Raw genomic sequence first — 19,922 nt, 5'->3', positions numbered from 1 at the left:
AAAATGGGTTTTATGGAGAAAATCTTTGGAGATTTAAATGTAAAAGAGGTTAAAAAAATTGAAAAAATTGTGGATAAGGTAGAATCTTTTGATTCCGCAATGCAAGCACTAAGCGATGAAGAGCTAAAAGCAAAAACGACAGAATTTAAACAACGGGTAGCGAAAGGTGAAACCCTGGATGACCTTTTGCCTGAAGCATTTGCCGTTTGCCGAGAAGGTGCGGTAAGAAGTTTGGGGATGAAGCATTTCAGGGTGCAGCTGATCGGTGGTGTGGCGCTGCATCAAGGGCGTATCGCTGAAATGAAAACCGGTGAAGGTAAGACGTTAGTGGCAACGTTGGCAGCCTACCTAAATGCATTGAGCGGAGAGGGAGTTCATGTGGTAACCGTCAATGATTACCTCGCTAAGCGTGACATGGAATGGATGGGGAAATTGTACTCTTTCTTGGGCCTGTCAGTCGGCTGCGTAATACATGGTGTCACCGGAGCGCAGAGAAAAGCTGCGTATCAAGCGGATATTACCTATGGAACAAACAACGAATTCGGTTTTGACTATTTAAGAGATAACATGGTAACGTACCGTGAGGAAATGTCTCAGCGTGAAGAATTGAACTTTGCTATTGTCGATGAAGTAGACTCTATCTTGATTGATGAAGCAAGAACTCCTTTGATTATATCCGGACAAGGAGCTAAATCTACTGATTTATACAGTGTGGCAGATAAGTTTGTCATGACGTTGCGTAATGAAGAGGATTTTACGATAGAAGAAAAAGATAAAACGGTTGCCTTGACGGAAGAAGGGGTAAGCAAGTGTGAAAAAGCATTTAATATTGAAAACTTCTCCGATCCGGAGAATATGGAAATTAACCATCACGTACTGCAAGCCTTAAAAGCCAGAAATTTAATGAAGCGTGATGTGGATTATATCGTAAAAGACGGAGAGATTGTTATCGTCGATGAATTTACGGGACGTTTGATGTTCGGCAGAAGATACAGCGACGGATTACATCAGGCAATTGAAGCGAAAGAAGGCGTATTGGTTCGCTCCGAATCCAAAACCCTTGCGACGATTACCTTGCAGAATTATTTCAGAATGTATAAGAAGTTAGCCGGTATGACCGGTACTGCTAAAACGGAAGAAGACGAATTCCGTGATATCTACAACATGGATGTAGTCGTGATTCCAACCAATAGACAAATTGCCAGACAAGACCTTCAAGACTCCATTTATGCGACGGAAAAAGGGAAATTCAAAGCGATCGCAGAGCGTATTGCGGAGGTATATGAAACCGGACAGCCGATTTTAGTAGGTACGATTTCCATTGAGCGTTCCGAGCTCATCAGCGATATGCTTCGCAAAAGAGGAGTCAAGCACAACGTGTTGAATGCAAAGCAGCATGAGAAAGAAGCGGAAATCGTAGCAGAAGCAGGTCGTCTGGGAGCGGTTACCATCGCAACCAACATGGCTGGTCGTGGTACCGATATCTTGCTGGGCGGTAACCCAGAATTTGAAGCTAAGAGAGAGATGAAGAAACAGGGTTTCACGGATGAGGCACTCTCCTTTGCAACTTCTTTTGTATCAACCAACGATCCGGAGCTGCTGAATGCCAGAAAGGTATTTCAGGAGTTAAGCGACAAGTTTAAGAATGAAAGATTGGAAGAACAGCAAAAAGTACGGGAACTTGGCGGACTTTGCATTATCGGTACAGAGCGTCATGAATCTCGAAGAATCGATAATCAGTTAAGAGGCCGTGCAGGACGTCAGGGCGATCCCGGAACTACTCAATTCTTCTTATCTCTTGAAGATGAACTGATGCGGTTATTCGGCGGAGAGAAGATACAGAATCTGGTTGGAAAATTAGGCGTGGATGAAGATGAAGCCATTGAAGCGGGTATGCTGACCAAGCGTATCGAAGCCGCGCAGAAACGTGTGGAAGCAAAGAATTTCCACATCAGAAAATATGTATTGCAGTATGACAATGTAATGAATAAGCAGCGTCAGATTATCTATGAAGAACGGCGTAAGGTTTTGTTTGGGGAAGATTTGAGAGAACACATTCGTAACATGACCTGTGAGCTGGTTGATGAGTTAGTTGCGCCGATTGTAGTCGCTTCCCGATATGCAGAAGAATGGGATTTAGACACGTTAAACGGTCATTTAAACAAACTTTGTCCGAGATTTACGGATTTTTCCTATACGGATGAAGAGATACAAAATTTAAGTCAAGAAAAATTAAAAGAAGATATTCATAAACAGTTTGAGAAGCTATACGAAGAAAAAGAAAATGAAATTGGTATCGAGCGAATGCGTGAACTGGAGCGAATGATTCTGATTCGAGTAGTGGATAACAAGTGGATGGATCACATTGACGACATGGATCAGCTCCGAAGCGGTATCAATTTGAGAGCCATCGGTCAGCAAGATCCTGCAGCGGCTTATGGAAACGAAGGCTTCGATATGTTCGAATTAATGATACAGGCGATCAAAGAGGATACGGTGAAATTCTGCTATAATGTAACCCTTCAAACGAATGCGGAGAGAAAGAAGGTCATCGAGATCGGAGAAGGGCGAAAGGAAGATTATAGAGAAGATGCAAGCTCCATCCAAAGTGGTGACATGCCGGATCAGGCACCTGTGCCGAACCGGGAAGAACACCGGGAACCGATTCGCAGAACGGAAGAAAAGATCGGCAGAAACGATCCTTGCCCGTGCGGAAGCGGCAAGAAATATAAGAACTGCTGTATGAATAAAGACGAAGTAACAATGGAATAGAGAAGGGGGATTATATGGTTGAGTTAGATCAGATAAAATATGAGATACCTGCCGCAAAGGTAAATTTGATAGAGGTAGGTGAGTCTCTTTGACCTCGCTAATCTGGAAAAACGATTAGAGGATATAGAGCAAGAGTCCCGAATCGATGGATTTTGGGAAGATCACGAAGCGGCGCAGAAACTGTTAAAAGAGAAAAAAGCGTTGGAAAACAAAGTGGGCGCTTTTCACCATCTTCAAATCGCATTGGAAGAAGTTGAACTTCTAATCGACATGGCGGAAGAAGAGGATGATACGTCGATGATCGAGGAGATCAAAGAGGCTTTCCATAAATGCAAAGAAGATATGGAAACGTTGCGGATTCAGACCTTATTGTCGGGCGAATATGACCGCAGCAATGCCATTCTATCCATCCATGCCGGAACAGGCGGAGTGGACGCGATGGATTGGGCAGAAATGCTCCTGCGAATGTATACAAGATGGGCGGAGAAAAAAGGATATAAATGCAGGATGCTCGATTTGCAGGATGATACGGAAGCAGGCATTAAAAGTGCTACGTTAATCGTTGAAGGTGAAAATGCATACGGATATTTGAAAAATGAACGGGGCGTTCACCGTCTCGTTCGAATTTCGCCTTTTAATTCGCAGGGAAAGAGGCAGACGTCGTTTGCTTCTGTAGAAGTAGTCCCTGAAATTGAAGATGACATCCACATTGAGATTGATCCGGAAGATTTACGTATCGATACGTACCGTTCCAGCGGAGCCGGAGGCCAGCACGTGAACAAAACCGATTCGGCTATTCGAATTACGCATTTACCGACTAATATTGTAGTAACCTGCCAAAATGAAAGAAGCCAGCATCAAAACAAAGAAATGGCAATGAAGATTTTAAAGTCCAAGCTGGTGGAACTGGCGCAGCAGGAACATAAAAATAACTTAAAGGAACTGAAAGGCGACTTCTCTCAAAACACATGGGGAAGCCAGATTCGTTCGTATGTATTTCAGCCCTATACGTTAGTGAAAGATCATCGAACCAATGCTGAAATAGGGAATGTCCAAGCAGTGATGGATGGTGATATCGACTATTTTATCAATGAAAAATTAAAATGTAAGGATTAGTGAAAATGAACATTATCGAAAAATTGGCCATGGAGTTTTCCATAAAAATTTCACAGGTAGAAAATACAGTTCAGCTTATTGATGAGGGCAATACCATTCCGTTTATCGCTCGTTACAGAAAGGAAGTAACGGGCGGTCTCTCAGATGTTATCTTGAGAGATCTGGAAGAACGGCTGAATTATTTAAAAAATTTGGAGACCAGAAAAGAAGAAGTCATCCGGATTATCGAAGAACAGGGAAAATTAACCGAAGAATTAAAAGTAGAGATAGAGAAAGCAGAAGTTCTGCAGCGGGTAGAAGATTTATACAAACCGTATAAGCAGAAGAAATCTACGAGAGCTTCAAAGGCAAAGGAAAAGGGTCTGGAACCGTTAGCTTTGCTTTTTTTTGCGCAGGAGATCGAAGCAGGGAGTATGGAAGAACTGGCCTACCCTTATGTAAGTGAAGAAAAAGGTGTAGAGACGGTTGAGGAGGCAATCCAAGGAGCAATGGACATCATTGCCGAAAAGATTGCGGACGATCCGGAGCTTACCGCGCTGGTTCGAGAAAAAACCCAGAAAGCAGGGTTGATCTCCACGGAAGCGGCAGATGAAGAGGAAAAAACAGTCTATGAAATGTATTATGGACATCAAGAAGGCATTGATAAGATTCCGAATCATCGCGTGTTAGCTGTCAACCGCGGCGAAAAGGAAAAGAAACTAAAGGTAAAGGTGATTGCACCGATCGAAGAACTGCAGGCGATATTAGAAAAACAAGTTGTGATCAATGAGAAATCAATATTTACGGAGCTGCTGAAAGATACCATTACGGATGCTTACAAACGATTAATCGCTCCTTCCATTGAACGGGAAATGCGAAATAATCTAACAGAACGTGCAGAACTGGAAGCCGTAAAAGTTTTTGCGAAAAATACGGAGAAACTATTGATGGTTCCGCCGGTGAAAGGTGCCAGAATTATCAGCATTGACCCCGGTTATCGGACCGGATGTAAAGTGGCGGTATTAAATGAGACCGGAAAATTACTGGCATATACAACGGTTTATCCCACTGAACCGAAAAGGGATATCGCGGGAACAGAAGCCACGTTAAAAAAGTTAGTGGAAAAGTTTAAAATAAATACGATCGTAATCGGAAATGGAACCGCTTCCAGAGAAACAGAGGAAGTGGTTGAGAATTTCATCAAAAAGAACGGTTACGATGTAAACTATACCATTGTGAATGAAGCAGGGGCCTCTGTTTATTCCGCTTCCAAACTGGCGACAGAGGAATATCCGGATTTGGATGTAACGACTCGAGGGGCGATGTCCCTTGGCAGGAGACTTCAAGACCCTCTCGCTGAATTAGTAAAAATATCTCCTAAGAGTATCGGGGTGGGCCAGTACCAGCATGATATTGACCAGAATCTGTTAAACGGTGCGTTAACCAATGTGGTAGAGGATTGCGTAAACCGTGTGGGTGTAGACCTGAATACGGCTTCTCCATCCCTTCTTTCGTATATCGCGGGGATTAATATGGGCATTGCTAAAAACATTGTGGCATACCGGGAAGAAGTGGGACAGTTTACCGCTCGAAAAGAACTTTTGAAGGTGGCGAAACTGGGTGAAAAAACGTACAAGCAGTGTGCCGGATTTATGCGAATCGCAGATGGAAAGAATCCGTTGGATGCGACTTCTGTTCACCCGGAATCCTATGCCGCGGCGGATACGATGCTGTTAAAACTGGGAATTGATAAAGAAATGATTCGTCAAGGCGGAGCGAAGGATATTGAAGAACGAATTTGTGAAACATATCCTGCATTAAAAAAAGCAATTATACCGAATGGCAAAAAAGGGCTGGAAGCATTGGCTGTCCTGAAAGAGACCAAAGAAGATCCGAAAAAAGGGTTGGGCAAAAGTATTGAAAAGCTGGCGGACGATATCGGTATCGGTGCAATGACGCTGAAGGATATCATTGAGGAAATAAAGAAACCGGGACGAGATCCGAGAGAAGATACCCCTGCGGTGGTATTTCGAAATGATGTGAGAAGCTTCGAGGATTTAAAGGTAGATATGGAATTGATGGGAACGGTTCGAAATGTAGTGGACTTCGGAGCCTTTGTCGATATCGGTGTGAAGAATGACGGATTGGTGCATATCTCACAAATCAGCAATAAATTTATCAAGCATCCGATGGATGCGGTGGCCGTCGGTGATACGGTCAAGGTGAAGATTCTAAGTATCGACCACGATCGACACAAGATCGCATTAACAATGAAATTTTAACGATGTTACTAGTTACAAGTATACTGTATACCTCAAACTGGTTTATTGTATTGGACAAAATGTGTGTGATACGATCTCCTTGGGCAGCCCCTAAAATGGCTTGACTACATAGAAAAGGAGAGTAGCGTGACATGTTATTACAAACCGTACAATCGTTTATTGGTGATACCGGCATAGCAAACCTAGACTACAAAAGTGCTATTATGATTGTAGTTTCACTGTTTTTGCTGTATCTGGCCATAAAAAAAGGCTTTGAGCCTTTGCTGTTAATACCGATTGCATTCGGTATGCTGTTATCAAATTTACCACTCTCAGGCGTATTTGTAACAGATATAGATGTTACATCATCGTCTCAACTATCAGAAGCTGGCTTGTTGACTTCGTTCTATTTATTGAAGCCAATCCTGCCGTCGATGATATTCCTTGGAGTCGGTGCGATGACGGACTTTGGTCCGCTTATTGCAAATCCCAAGTCATTACTGTTAGGTGCAGCAGCCCAACTTGGTATTTTCGTTGCTTTTTTTGCCGCAATATTTTTGGGCTTTACTGCACAGGAGGCTTCGTCTATAGGAATCATTGGAGGAGCTGATGGCCCAACTGCCATTTATCTGACTCAGAAGTTGGCTCCGGCCCTTCTTGGCGCAGTTGCAGTTGCCGCGTATTCCTATATGGCCTTGGTTCCGGTTATTCAGCCGCCTATCATGAAATTATTGACGACTAAAAAGGAACGCATGATTAAGATGGATCAACTGAGGCATGTATCCCAACGAGAAAAGATTTTATTTCCGATAGCGGTGACCGTTATTGTTGTCTTATTGCTTCCTGCAGCAGCGCCGCTGATCGGATTCCTTATGCTGGGCAATTTGTTTAAGGAGTGCGGAAAAACCTTTCGGCTATCGGATACAGCTGCCAATGCCATGATCAACATCGTGACAATCATGCTTGGATTGGCTGTCGGTGCTTCCGCACAAGGCCCTAGCTTTTTAGTGGCAGACACCATCAAAATTGTTATTTTAGGTGTTTTCGCTTTTGCCTTTGGTACGGCGGGAGGTGTCCTTTTGGCAAAGGTGATGAATGTTGCGAGCGGTGGAAAAATCAATCCTCTGATAGGCTCTGCAGGCGTATCGGCAGTTCCGATGGCAGCCCGTGTTTCGCAGAAGGTCGGGCAGGCTGATAATCCTTCCAATTTTCTATTGATGCATGCGATGGGACCAAATGTGGCAGGTGTAATCGGTTCTGCGGTTGCGGCGGCTGTTATGTTAAATATGTTTGGCGGATATTGATTAAATGGAATATTAAAATAATAGCACGGCGCAGCCTCTCAGACTGTGCCGTGCTATTATTTGCAAAAGATTCTGAAAAGGTTTATACTGATGCGTATAGACATATAGTCTCGACCATGTTAAAATAATAACAATAATTGCTAATAAATGAGACTGAAGAGAACCTAAACAGGAGAAAAAAAATGAGTAAAATTAACACGGTATTATTTGATTTTGACGGCACATTGATGAACACCAACGAATTGATTATTGGGTCATGGCAGCATACCTATGAAACGATAACCGGAACACCGGGAGAGCGAGAGTCCATCATCCGCACCTTCGGAGAAACGTTAAAAGTTTCTATGATAAAGGCATTCCCGGATTATCCAACCCATGAAGCGATTGAGATATACCGGAGTTATCAGCGAGGTAAATTCGGAGACTTTGTTTCCTTATTTCCCGGCATGCTGGAACTCCTTCAGCAACTGAAAAACAAAGTATATAAAACAGCTATCGTCACTTCCCGGTTACGGCCTACTACCACGGAGGGAATTGAGAAATTTGAGCTTCATCAATACCTGGATGCGGTGGTCACAATGGAAGATTGCACGAAACATAAACCGGATCCAGAACCCATATTGATCGCACTGGAAAAGCTGGGGGCAAAACCGGAAGAAAGCATCATGCTGGGGGACAGTATGTTTGACATAAAGTGCGCAAAGGCCGCCGGCGTTAAATCCGTTTTAGTAGGCTGGGCTATGGCGGTAACGGAAGAAGATAAATGCGGGCCGGATGCACCGGATTATATTATTGAGACAGCGGAAGAATTACTGGATATTTTGAATGCACGTGAGAGCAGTTCTAGTTAACCAAACCCTAAATTCATTAACAATTATAGTTTGTATCATACTTAATACTACATTTGAAGAAGGAACGGAAGGAAGTGTAAAACATGAACCAGGGTAGTGTTCAATGGAACCATAAGCTAAGTGTCAGGATACCGCTAATTAATAGTATTATCATTCTTATAGTAATTCTTGTGATGTGTACAACCCTTAGTGTGTTAACTGGAATGACGGTAACGAATTTAACGAAAGAAGAAATTGCCTCTATCGCAGATTCGAACTCACAGGAAGTGATCTCTTACTTCAACAACATGCTGATTTTCTCAGAGGCTTTATCCTACGACGTAGAGCGGTATCAAAGCTTGGATCAAGCTTCGGCCGATAAAATGCTTCGACAATCTCTCCAAGATGCGTTGAAGAACGATAAGATTTTTTCTGCTTATTATGCTTTTGAACCAAATGCCTATTTCCCGGATACGCCGAAAGGCTTATCCTACTATGCATTTAAAGACGGAAACTCCATTTTGATGGATGTCTATAATGATTATGATGTTTATTCCACCGGCGATTATTATGCGCCGGCAAAAGAAATGCTGAAGACCCATGTGACAGCACCTTATTCGTATGAACTTTCGACAGGGGAAACCGTATGGATGGTGACGTTAAGCACCCCTATTTTAAATGAGGGCGGCAAGTTTATCGGAGTTGCCAATTGTGATATTTTAACCAATTCTTTTGGGGGGTTAAATTATGATACAGGCGGATACAAGAGCTCTTGCAGCTATATTGTAACCCAGGACGGAACTTGTATCGCGAATACAGCGGATAAGGAGTCAATCGGTCAAATTTTAAAAGTTGTTTCCGATAACAAAGAGATTTCACAAGCCGTTGCAAATTCAAAAGAAATTTTGACAGAAAATGATAATCCGTATGATAAAGGGAAAAATGCGTGGATTTTTCATGAACCGCTGACCTTAAGCGGGACAGATCTTGCATGGTCCAGTGCCTTTGTTGTAAATAAGGGAGAAGCGTTAGCCGCAGTGACAAAAATAACAGTGGTGCTCACCGCTATTGGGATCGTGGGATTGATTGTCTTGGTTGCCTGCAGTGCTCTCTTCTTAAAAAAAGGATTGGCCCCTATCTCATCCGTTATGAAATTAGGCGAAAAGATGGGAAGATGCGACTTAAAGAGTGAAGCGTTTCAGATTCCTAAAACGAAGGATGAACTGGGACAGCTGGCCAATATCTTCCATGGAACCTCTTTGACACTAAGTGGATATATCAGCGATATTTCTAACTTGCTGAGAAATATATCAAACGGTAATTTGCAAGTGGAAGTGAAGAAAGATTATATCGGCGATTTTGAGGCCATTAAAGATGCTTTAAATCATATTTTAAGTTCACTAAACGATATATTTAAAGAAATGCAAACCGTTGCAGAGCAGGTATCAACAGGAGCAGATCAAGTCTCGGTCGGTGCACAGGAGCTAAGTCAAGGGGCTATTTTGCAAGCCAGTTCGATTGAAGAGCTATCCGCAAAGATCATGGAGATTTCGGATCAAGTCAAGCAGAGTACTGAAAATGCGGGTATTGCGAATGAGCGTGCAGAAACGGTGGGAACAGAGATTGAGACAAGCAATCAGCAGATGCATCAATTATTGGCAGCAATGGATGACATCACGCAAAAGTCCGGTGAAATCGGCAAGATCATCAAGACGATTGAAGACATTGCATTCCAAACAAACATTTTGGCTCTCAACGCGGCTGTTGAAGCAGCCAGAGCCGGCGAAGCGGGGAAAGGCTTTGCGGTTGTTGCGGATGAGGTAAGGAATTTGGCTTCTAAAAGTGCGGAAGCCGCTAAGGATACAACAGCTTTGATTGAGGGTTCCTTGCATTCCATAAATGAAGGGGCGAGAATCGCAGAAGTCACAGCAGCTTCCCTAGGAACGGTTGTCTTAGGAACAAAGGATATCGTGGAAAGTATCGGTGAGATTTCTGTGAAATCAAAAGATCAGTCTGTAGCTCTGGAAGAAGTAACATTAGGAATTGATCAAATTTCTTCTGTCGTACAGAATAATGCGGCGACTGCAGAAGAGAGTGCTGCTTCCAGTCAGGAATTATCCGCACAAGCTCAGCTGTTAAAGGACTTGATTGGCCGATTTAATTTAAAAAATTAAATATAAATGGAATAACAATACAACTTACATAAAAAACCCCCAAGATTCACCGGTTAAAGGTGTATTTTGGGGGTTCTAATGTTGCGTAGTTATAAGAATCCTTTAAAGCGTTAACGGTACATCCTCAGCATCGGAATCAAGCGGGCTCGAATAGAAGCATGCCCTTTAAAGTTTTTCAGGGCGTCTTGATAGACCTCTAAAACCCTTTTACCGAAAACCTCTTTGGAATATTTTTCAGCAGTTTGTTCCGCATTTTTGCAGAATTGAGCATATTCATCAGGCGTATTCAAGAGGTGGATTAGTTTTTGAATAAATTCCTCCGCATTATCATAGAAATAACCGTTCGTTCCTTCTACTAATACATTTTCGAGGCATTGGTCGTACTTACATAATAGAGGTATACCGCTGGCGAGGGCTTCAATATAAGTAAGCCCTTGTGCTTCGCTTTGTGAAGCGCAAACGAAAACTTTACCGATCTGGAAATATTCCGGCACCTCATCAGGAGAGATCATCCCGGTGAATAGGATATTGGTCTCAAGGCCAAGGCTGGCTACCCGCTCTCTTAACGTGTTTTCATAGGGACCTCCGCCTACAAGAATCAAGAAGATCTCCGGATGGGATTCTTTTAAGAGAATCATATCGTCGATCAGCTCATCAATGTTCTTTTCGTAAGCAAGCCTTCCGATACTTATGATAACCGTCTTGTCTTTCGGGATGCCTAAAGTATCTAAGAGTTCCAATCGTCTTGTTTCAGAAATACGTGGTCTGTATTTATTCAAATTGATTCCTGTCGGAATAGTAAAAATCGGATTCTCAATTCCATAGGAAAGCAATAAATTACGCGTTTTGATGGTAGGTGCAATGACATAGTCCATGGAATTTACAATGCGGTTCGTTCCGAATAGGACCAATTTCTTGGTAAGGCCGGTACCGTGCAATAAATAATGTGTATAATCCTCGTAGATAGTGTGATAGGTATGAACGATCGGAATGTTTAATTTAATGGCAATATACTTCGCGAATATAAATGAAAACCATTCGCATTGTGAGTGGATGATATCCGGGTGCCAATCCAATATATCCGGCAGAAAGACACTGTGGAAATTGTGAGTCGCTCTCGCTTGAGGATAGACTTTTACCCTAAAAGACTTTAAATAGTAAGTATCCTCTTCGTATTTTTGTTTGCCGTCAGGAGATAAAGTCAGCACTCTGACTTCGTGTCCCGCTTTTTCTAACTCGTCTTTTAAATTGATCACAGAGGTGACAACTCCGTTAATAACCGGTTTGTACCAATCTGTGGTGATTAATATTTTCATTTGAATCCCCTCTTTGTTTTATAGCTTCATTCATTAGTCATTAAATTTTAATAACTCATCCCAAGCACTATTTTTGCACAAAAGTTGATAAAAGTCTACTTAATAATTATTACAGTATTATTAATAATATTGATTGAATTTTGCAAATAGGTTCGTTAGAGGGTTTTCTAATGAATGAAGTTATTATATACTAATAGAAAATCGACCGGGTACATGTGCAGATGCTTTTGTTTGACGTCAACGTCACTGCCAAAAAAATAAATGGTGATAAATGCTTAGACCGCGACATTTATTTGTAGTGAATACTTAAATGGTAAGGATGCTTACCCAACAAGGAGAGTGTAGAAGGATGAACAGTCAAAAATATTATAGAAATTATATTAACGGTCAGTGGGTGGATGCCGTTTCAGGGGAAAAAAGAGAAGTAATTACACCGACTGACGGTGAAGTTCTTGCTGTAGTTGCCGACGGAAATCGGGAAGACGCACAGCTTGCAGTAAAAGCAGCAAAGAATGCTTTTTACAAAAGCGGAGAATGGAGGCGTATGGATGTACAGAAACGAGCCGATATTCTCTATAACATTGCAGAAGCGATACAGGACAGGCATGAAGAAATTGCAAGGATTGAGAGTTTAGATAACGGAAAACCATTAAGAGAAGCGGAAGAAGATATCAGTGATGCGGTAAGCTGCTTTAAATATTATGCAGGACTGGTCAATAAGCCTTATGGCAGTGTATACAATGTAAATGAAGGCTTCGGCAAGATGCATACCTATACGGTACATGAACCGGTTGGAGTCTGCGCCTTGATCACGCCTTGGAACTATCCGTTGCTAATGGCGGCATGGAAGATTGCTCCCGCGCTGGCTGCCGGAAATTGCATTGTCTTTAAACCAAGTTCGAATACACCGATTTCATCTGTACTTTTGTTTGAGATTTTAGACAAAATCGGATTGCCGCCGGGTACGGTTAATCTCGTCATGGGCGGTGGCGCCACAGTTGGTCAAGAACTTGCGGAAAATGCGGAAGTAGATATGGTAACCTTTACGGGCAGTACAAGTGTTGGCCAGGGCATTCTACGTGCCGCTGCCGGAAACCTGAAAAAAGTCGGGCTGGAACTTGGCGGAAAATCTCCGAATATTATTTTTGCGGACGCTGAGTTTGAAGGTGCTGTGGAATGGGCGATGATCGGGGTTTTCTTTAATCAGGGGGAAGTATGCTCCGCGGGATCAAGAATCCTCATTGAAGAGAGTTTAAAAGACCGCTTTGTGGCCAGATTGATTGAACGATTAAAATTATTAAAAATAGGACACCCGCTCTCTGATGTAGATATGGGGCCTTTGGTATCAAAAGAGCAGCTGGAAACCGTTCTTCGCTTTGTTGAAATAGGTAAAGCGGAAGGCGCGGAATGCGTCTATGGAGGAACTCAATATACGGAGGGTGAATGTGCAAAAGGCTATTATATGATGCCTACCATTTTTGACAATTGTACATCGGACATGAGGATTGTTCGGGAAGAGATCTTCGGTCCCGTGGTAACCATTCAAACCTTTAAAACGGAAGAAGAAGCCGTAGAAATGGCAAATGATACGGACTATGGATTAGCCGGTGCCGTGTTTACAACGGATGGGGCACGAGCTTTACGGGTGACCAAAGAAATTCGGGCCGGGATTACTTGGATCAATTGCTATAATCCAACCTTTAACGAAGCTCCTTGGGGCGGCTACAAAATGTCTGGGATCGGCAGGGAACTTGGCATTCATGGATTGCATGAATATCAGGAAATAAAACAAATCAATATCAATCTGCATCCGGGGCCGGTGGGTTGGTATCCGGTAGAATAAAAGTTCATATGTTACCCCAGAGGGGCTGTTTCAAAACAAGTTGCACCTTTATTTAAACAGCTAGCTCCCGCAGGATTCATTTCCAGAATGTATCTTTTGGTAAATTTCATTTGCTGCTTTCAGGTAGAAAAGCAAACTCGCTGCGCTCAGGCAGTGCTTTTCTTCGCATTGCATACTCGCTGAAAGCATTGCTCACGAAATTTGAAAAGATGAACATTCCTCAAAACATCCATCGGAGCTGGCTGCCCAAATGAAGGTGCATTTTTTTCAGATGGCCCTTTTTCCATGCATAGACTTGACTTTTCTTGGGAATAAAAATATAATATTATAAAACAGTTTGATTATCAAAATAAATTTCAATATAGCGAGGTGAAAATATATACTCGCTGAAACGCATAGAGGTAAGAAAAATTTCTATAGTCGAAATTTTTCTACTTAGGCGTTATAACAAGGAGGCAAAATTGGGAATTGCAATTAGGAATACAGGCAAAGCCTTACCGAAGCTTATTGTTAAAAATGATGATATCGCAAGATTTGTGGATACAAATGATGAATGGATCGTTTCCAGAACCGGCATCAAAGAACGAAATATATCCACGGAAGAATCTGCTTTGGATTTAGCGACCGCTGCGGCAAGAGTTGCCCTTGAGGGTGTAGACTACAATTCAATTGACTTAGTGATTGTAGCAACCGTTACTCCTGATAAAATCGTTCCTTCTATGGGCGCACTGGTAAAGAGAAAATTAGGTCTGCCGAATGCCGTTGCTTATGATATTAATACTGCTTGCAGCGGATTTATTTATGGCATGTGGATGGCAGAAGCGCTTATGCGAAACGGACGGGATGTTCAAAATGGGGGAACTCGCACCAATATCATTAACAGAGCTTTAGTAATCGGTGTAGAACGGTTAAGCAGGATTGTTGACTGGACAGATCGCTCCACTTGCATCATTTTTGGAGATGGGGCGGGCTGCGCCTTATTGGAGTATGATGAACATAAAACGGGGATTATTTCCTCATTTGTTAAGAACTATGATGATGTAACGGATTCATTGACCTGCGGGATGGAATACTTAAAGACTCCGTTTACAAACGAAGAAACGGATAATCCGGAGAAGCAAGCCTTATCGATGAATGGCAATCAGGTCTTTAAATTTGCGGTGAACGCGATTGGTGAGGTGATGGAAACGGCACTGGCGTATGCCGGATTGACGCCGGAGGACATCACGTATTATGTGCCGCATCAGGCAAATTTAAGAATTATCACGGCGGCTGCAAAGAAATTTAAGCAGCCAATGGAGAAATTCCAAGTGACGATTGGCGAAACCGGAAATGTTTCGGCGGCAAGTGTGCCGATGGCTCTTTATGATACCATGCAGTCAGGCGAAATCAAAAAGGGTGACAAGATCATGCTGATGGGATTTGGCGGAGGTCTTAGCGCAGGAGCTGTAATATTCGAAGTATAAATTAGGAGGACACTCAATGAACGAAATATGTCAGATCATAGAAACACAATATCCGATTATACAGGGCGCTATGGCAAGAATTGCCGAAAGCTCATTAGCGGTGGCAGTGAGCAACGGAGGCGGGCTTGGAATTATTGCAAGCGGAGGATATGATGCAGAATGGCTGAGAGAAGAAATAAAGAAAGTAAGAGAGAAAACAGATAAACCTTTCGGTGTGAATTTAATGTTGATGATGCCGAACATAGATGAATTGATTCAAGTGGTATGTGAAGAGAAGGTGCCGGTTGTCACAACAGGAGCAGGAAACCCGGGCAAATACATCAAAACTTTAAAAGAAGCAGGGATTAAAGTGATTCCGGTAGTCGCTTCCGTAGCACTTGCAATAAGAGTGGAACGGGCCGGGGCGGATGCAGTGATTGCGGAAGGGCAGGAAGCCGGAGGACATATCGGTGAAACGACGACGATGGCACTGATCCCTCAGATTGCGGATGCGGTAAACATTCCGGTCATTGCAGCAGGCGGAATTGCAGACGGCAGAGGAATTGCAGCGGCGTACATGCTTGGTGCGAAGGGTGTTCAAGTGGGAACAAGATTCGTTGTGGCATCCGAATGTATCGTTCACCAAAACTATAAAGATGCGATCATAAAAGCGAAGGATACGGACACTTGTGCAACCGGAAGAAGCACAGGACATCCAGTCCGTGTTATTAAAAATAGATTGGCGAAAGAAATTTTGGCATTGGAAAAAACCAATGAAGGGCAAGATGCCATTGATAAAGTCGGGATCGGAGCGTTGAGTGCGGCTGTATTCAAAGGGGATATGGAACGCGGCTCCGTCATGTCAGGACAGATCGCAGGGCTTGTAAAAAAACAACAGCCTGCAGCGGAGATGATTCAGGAAATGTTTGAGGAGGTAACGAGAATTTATGAAGATAGGGCTACTATTTGTGGGGCAGGGAGCTCAGTACACCGGAATGGGTAAAGAGTTATACGAACACTCCCCAAAAGCAAAAGAAATTATGGAACTTGCCGGTGATGAGATAAAAGCGTGGTGCTTTGAAGGTACCAAAGAAATGCTTCGGCAAACGCACATCACACAGCCTTGTATCTATACCGTAACAATGGCGGCGTATGAGGCTCTTTTTGAAGGAATGGCAAAGCATGATGCAGCACTTTTAGACTCGATTGAAATCGTTGGTATGGCAGGTTTTAGTCTGGGAGAATATGCGGCATTGACGGCGTCCGGCAGTATCTCCGATATCCGCAAAGGAATGGAGATTGTCACCAAACGCGGCAATTGGATGAATGAAGCAGGACTTGGGGAGGACGGCGAACCAAGAGGAGGCATGGTTGCTGCATTCGGTGACAGACAGTCGATTTTAGACTGTGTAGCCGCTGTGAAGGATGGAGAAATCTTGCAGGGAGTGAATTTCAATTCCCCTGTTCAGACGGTTGTAGCGGGAGAGAAGACAGCACTGGAACGATTCAAAGCAGAAGCAAAGATCAGAAAGATGAAGGCGATCCCGTTAAGTGTGGGAACAGCTTTCCACAGCGAGATGATGGCCCCCGCAGCAGAAAAATTGCAAAACTATTTGATGACTTGCAAGTTAAAGGCACCGACGTATAAGTTGTATTCCAACATAACCGCAGAGGATCTGATGGCGGGCTTATCGGAAAAGGATCAAGCTGACGAAGCAAAGGTTAGTGAGTACATCGCTGACAGGATGGGCCAACAAGCAATGAGTCCGGTATGCTGGCAGGATATCATAGAAAATATGGTGAAAGACGGCATTGAATGTGTCATTGAAATCGGACCGGGCAGTGCACTCAGCGGTATGGTCAAGAAGATTAAAGAAGACTTATTAACATTGCACGTGGAAGATATGGAAAGCTTAAAGCATACCATTGATTTGTTGGCAGAGCACGTGAATGCCTAAATGGGGCCTAGCGTTTTGGAGGGTAAAAGAATGTTAAATGAAAAGAGTGCAATTATAACGGGCGGGGTACGGGGCATCGGAAAAGCGATTGCAGAAGAATTTTGCAAGAATGGCGCAAATGTCCTGCTTTGTTATAGAAGCAATGAGGAAGCTGCGAAGCAAACAGCAGAGGAACTGAAGAAATATGGTACCAAGGTAGAACTTTTGAAGGGCGATGTGGCTGAACCAAATTTTGCAGCTCAAGCTGTTCAGAAGGCAAAAGAAGAATTTGGTAGAATAGATATTCTCGTCAATAATGCGGGAATTACAAAAGACAAACTGCTCATCAAAATGTCTGAAGAGGATTTTGACTCGGTAGTAGACACGAACTTAAAAGGAAGTTTCTACTTCTTGAAAGCAGTGTCCGCCGTCATGATTAAACAGAAATCCGGGAGTATCGTGAACCTCTCCTCTATCGTTGGGGTAAAGGGAAATCCGGGTCAGGTGAATTACAGTGCGTCCAAAGCAGGAGTGCTCGGAATGACCATGTCTGCAGCAAAGGAGCTGGGCCGCAGAGGAATCCGGGTAAATGCCATTGCACCGGGCTATATTGCAACAGACATGACCGGCATATTGACAGAGGAACAAACTGCTAAGATGAATGAAGCGATCAGCCTCGGCAGGATCGGAGCAGTAGAAGATATTGCGAAAACAGCTTTATTTTTGGCATCTGATATGTCGTCTTATATTACAGGGCAGACGATTTGTGTTGACGGTGGTATGAGCATGTAGTGCAGCGGATTTAAAACCAAGCGCTGAAATTAGGAGATGGAGGAATTTATGGATAAACGAGTTGTTATTACGGGACTGGGAGCAGTTGCTCCGGTAGGAAACAATGCAGACGACTTTTGGGAAGGTATAAGAAACGGTAAAAACGGCATCGATAAAATCACACTTTTTGACACAACCTATCAAAAAGCGATTATGGGCGGTGAAGTAAAAGGTTTTGAATACGAAGACAAGAGAGCGGCCAAGAGATTGGATCGACATTGTCAATTCGGGTTAACCGCTGCAAAAGAAGCAATCAAAGACAGTGGCATCGTAAGCGGTGAAAATGTGGATCCGTTTCGATTTGGCGTGATAGCAGGTACCGGTATCGGCGGTATTATGACGCTGGAAGCAGAAACGAGGAAGGCCGCACAAAAAGAAGAGGATAAGGCTTATTCAAGAGTATCCGCACTTTTGGTGCCGATGGTGATTCCGAACATATTGGCAGGAAATCTATCGATTGAATTCAATGCGAAGGCGACCAGCATTGGGCTTGTGACAGCCTGTGCGGCCGGCACACACAGCATTGGAGAAGCTTACAGAAGCATTAAGCATGGGTACACGGATGCGATGTTAGCGGGAGCAGCGGAAGCGGCCTTTGCGCCGGTATGTTTCGCAGGCTTTGCAAACATGACTGCTTTGTCCACAAGAACCGATAAGGACCGATGTTCTACTCCTTTCGATAAGGAAAGAGATGGCTTCGTCATGGGAGAAGGTTCCGGATTTTTAATTCTAGAGGAGCTGGAACATGCGCTTGCAAGAGGGGCGAAGATTTACGGCGAAATTGTCGGTTACGGCACAACGTGCGATGCGTATCATGTTACTTCTCCTTCTCCGTCAGGTGATGGTGCGGCGGCAGCTATGCAGATGGCGATTGCAGAGGCAGGAATTAAACCGGAGCAGGTGGACTACATCAATGCGCACGGTACAGGAACGCCGTACAATGATGCATTTGAAACCATTGCGATTAAATCCGTATTTGGCCCAGACACAAAGGTTCCGATCAGTTCCACAAAGAGCATGACCGGACACTTGCTGGGTGCGGCAGGAGCCATTGAAGCGGTTATTTGTACGAAAGCGTTGGGGGATGATTTTATCCCGCCGACGATTAACTATAAGGTTCCGGATGAGGAATTGGATTTGGATTATGTTCCGAATGTAGGAAAAAGTAAGGAATTGAATTACGTTTTATCCAATTCGCTTGGATTTGGCGGACATAACGGGACCATTCTTATAAAGAAATTTACCAAATAAAACGTTAACCGAAAATGGTTTTATGGAAAGGTGCGAATAATATGTTGATGAATAGAGAACAGATTATGGAAATTATTCCACATAGAGACCCATTTTTATTGATTGATGAAATTGAAGAAATGGAAATCGGAAAAAGCATCACTGCAATCAAGTATGTGAATGAAAAAGAATATTACTTTGAAGGGCATTTCCCTCAGGAGAAGGTGATGCCGGGCGTCCTGATTGTGGAAGCTTTGGCTCAGGCTGGAGCAGTTGCGATTTTGTCCATGCCTGAACACAAGGGCAAGATTGCCTATTTTGGTGGAATTAGTGAAGCGAAATTTCGTCAGAAAGTCCTACCTGGAGATACTTTACACCTTCATGTTGAGCTAGACCGTCTTCGCAGCAAAGCGGGTAAAGGATTGGCAACTGCCTCTATTGGTGATAAAGTAGCTTGTAAATGTGAAATTACCTTTGCAATTGGTTAAGAATAGGAGATTGTAGTGGATAAAATAACAAAGCTGAATGAAATACTAGTTGGACTCATGAACAGTGTGCTTAAAATTGAAGAACAGGCGTTAAAACAATCCAGCAATACGGATCTTTCCATCACTGAGATTCACACATTGGAGGCGATTGGTGTAGGGAAACTGAAAACCATGACCCAAGTCGCGGGCGCACTGAAAATCAGTGTAAGCACATTAACCGTTGCCATCAATAAGCTTGTAAAAAAGGGTTATGTTGGCAGAAGCAGAGTACCGGAAGATCGGCGAATTGTCAAAATAGAATTGACAGATTCCGGCGTAAAAGTAGTGGAAGAGCATCAAGCATTTCATCATGATATGATAGAAAATATTACTTCACATATGACGGAAGAGGAAATG

Annotated in this window: 14 protein-coding genes and 1 pseudogene; 14 read left to right on the top strand and 1 reads right to left on the bottom strand. The window is 43.2% G+C overall.

What is annotated here, in order from left to right; translation table 11 throughout:
- Positions 1–3: 3 nt before the first annotated feature.
- The 6 genes from secA (at position 4) to JYB65_RS06485 (ending at position 10,436) form a co-directional block, all read left to right on the top strand.
- Positions 4–2,772 carry a preprotein translocase subunit SecA gene (gene secA, locus JYB65_RS06510; protein ID WP_206581851.1) on the top strand — a complete coding sequence of 923 codons (2,769 nt, stop codon included), beginning with the start codon at positions 4–6 and terminating at the stop codon, positions 2,770–2,772.
- A 14-nt stretch (positions 2,773–2,786) separates the two neighbouring features.
- Positions 2,787–3,888 (top strand): peptide chain release factor 2 gene (gene prfB / locus JYB65_RS06505; RefSeq protein WP_206581850.1). Its coding sequence is split into 2 segments (ribosomal slippage): positions 2,787–2,861 and positions 2,863–3,888, totalling 1,101 coding nucleotides; the frame shifts between segments, so codons are not numbered across the junction.
- 5 nt (positions 3,889–3,893) lie between these two features.
- The gene (locus JYB65_RS06500) at positions 3,894–6,149 is read left to right on the top strand and encodes a Tex family protein (RefSeq protein ID WP_206581849.1); all 2,256 of its coding nucleotides are present in this window, start codon (positions 3,894–3,896) and stop codon (positions 6,147–6,149) included.
- 131 nt (positions 6,150–6,280) lie between these two features.
- On the top strand, positions 6,281–7,432 hold the full coding sequence (locus tag JYB65_RS06495; protein ID WP_206581848.1) for a sodium ion-translocating decarboxylase subunit beta: 1,152 nt from the start codon (positions 6,281–6,283) through the stop codon (positions 7,430–7,432).
- 182 nt (positions 7,433–7,614) lie between these two features.
- Positions 7,615–8,283: an HAD-IA family hydrolase gene (locus JYB65_RS06490; protein WP_206581847.1), complete on the top strand. Its 669-nt coding sequence runs from the start codon at positions 7,615–7,617 to the stop codon at positions 8,281–8,283.
- An 83-nt stretch (positions 8,284–8,366) separates the two neighbouring features.
- Positions 8,367–10,436, top strand: coding sequence for a methyl-accepting chemotaxis protein (locus JYB65_RS06485; protein WP_206581846.1), 2,070 nt, complete (start codon positions 8,367–8,369; stop codon positions 10,434–10,436).
- A gap of 110 nt (positions 10,437–10,546) precedes the next feature.
- Here the strand turns inward: JYB65_RS06485 and JYB65_RS06480 are convergent, their stop codons facing one another.
- Entirely contained in the window at positions 10,547–11,752 is a 1,206-nt protein-coding gene (locus tag JYB65_RS06480; protein ID WP_206581845.1) for a glycosyltransferase, read from the bottom strand.
- Between the two features lie 349 nt (positions 11,753–12,101).
- Here JYB65_RS06480 and JYB65_RS06475 point away from each other — a divergent pair, with 349 nt between their 5' ends.
- From JYB65_RS06475 to JYB65_RS15105, 8 genes and pseudogenes are all read left to right on the top strand, one after another.
- Positions 12,102–13,595: an aldehyde dehydrogenase family protein gene (locus tag JYB65_RS06475; RefSeq protein WP_206581844.1), complete on the top strand. Its 1,494-nt coding sequence runs from the start codon at positions 12,102–12,104 to the stop codon at positions 13,593–13,595.
- A 461-nt stretch (positions 13,596–14,056) separates the two neighbouring features.
- Positions 14,057–15,061: a beta-ketoacyl-ACP synthase III gene (locus JYB65_RS06470; RefSeq protein ID WP_206581843.1), complete on the top strand. Its 1,005-nt coding sequence runs from the start codon at positions 14,057–14,059 to the stop codon at positions 15,059–15,061.
- 16 nt (positions 15,062–15,077) lie between these two features.
- A complete protein-coding gene (gene fabK / locus JYB65_RS06465) occupies positions 15,078–16,043 on the top strand; it encodes an enoyl-[acyl-carrier-protein] reductase FabK (RefSeq protein ID WP_206581842.1) in 966 nt (321 codons plus the stop codon).
- Positions 15,988–16,998 carry an ACP S-malonyltransferase gene (locus tag JYB65_RS06460; protein WP_206581841.1) on the top strand — a complete coding sequence of 337 codons (1,011 nt, stop codon included), beginning with the start codon at positions 15,988–15,990 and terminating at the stop codon, positions 16,996–16,998. The genes fabK and JYB65_RS06460 overlap by 56 nt, the downstream gene beginning before the upstream one ends.
- Positions 16,999–17,028: 30 nt before the next feature.
- Complete coding sequence (gene fabG, locus JYB65_RS06455) at positions 17,029–17,769, top strand: 3-oxoacyl-[acyl-carrier-protein] reductase (RefSeq protein ID WP_206581840.1); 741 nt, start codon at positions 17,029–17,031, stop codon at positions 17,767–17,769.
- A gap of 48 nt (positions 17,770–17,817) precedes the next feature.
- Positions 17,818–19,059, top strand: a complete 1,242-nt coding sequence (gene fabF, locus JYB65_RS06450; protein ID WP_206581839.1) for a beta-ketoacyl-ACP synthase II — start codon at positions 17,818–17,820, stop codon at positions 19,057–19,059.
- 41 nt (positions 19,060–19,100) lie between these two features.
- Entirely contained in the window at positions 19,101–19,526 is a 426-nt protein-coding gene (gene fabZ, locus JYB65_RS06445; protein ID WP_206581838.1) for a 3-hydroxyacyl-ACP dehydratase FabZ, read from the top strand.
- A gap of 57 nt (positions 19,527–19,583) precedes the next feature.
- Positions 19,584–19,847 (top strand): annotated as a pseudogene (locus tag JYB65_RS15105) (MarR family transcriptional regulator); the annotation flags it as partial.
- Positions 19,848–19,922: the final 75 nt, after the last annotated feature.

Origin of the sequence: Clostridium aminobutyricum (assembly GCF_017255415.1) — a bacterium.
Lineage (GTDB): Bacteria > Bacillota > Clostridia > Peptostreptococcales > Anaerovoracaceae > Aminipila > Aminipila aminobutyrica.
The sequence above is the reverse complement of the archived record's forward strand: the minus strand, read 5'-3'. Positions and strand labels throughout refer to the sequence as shown.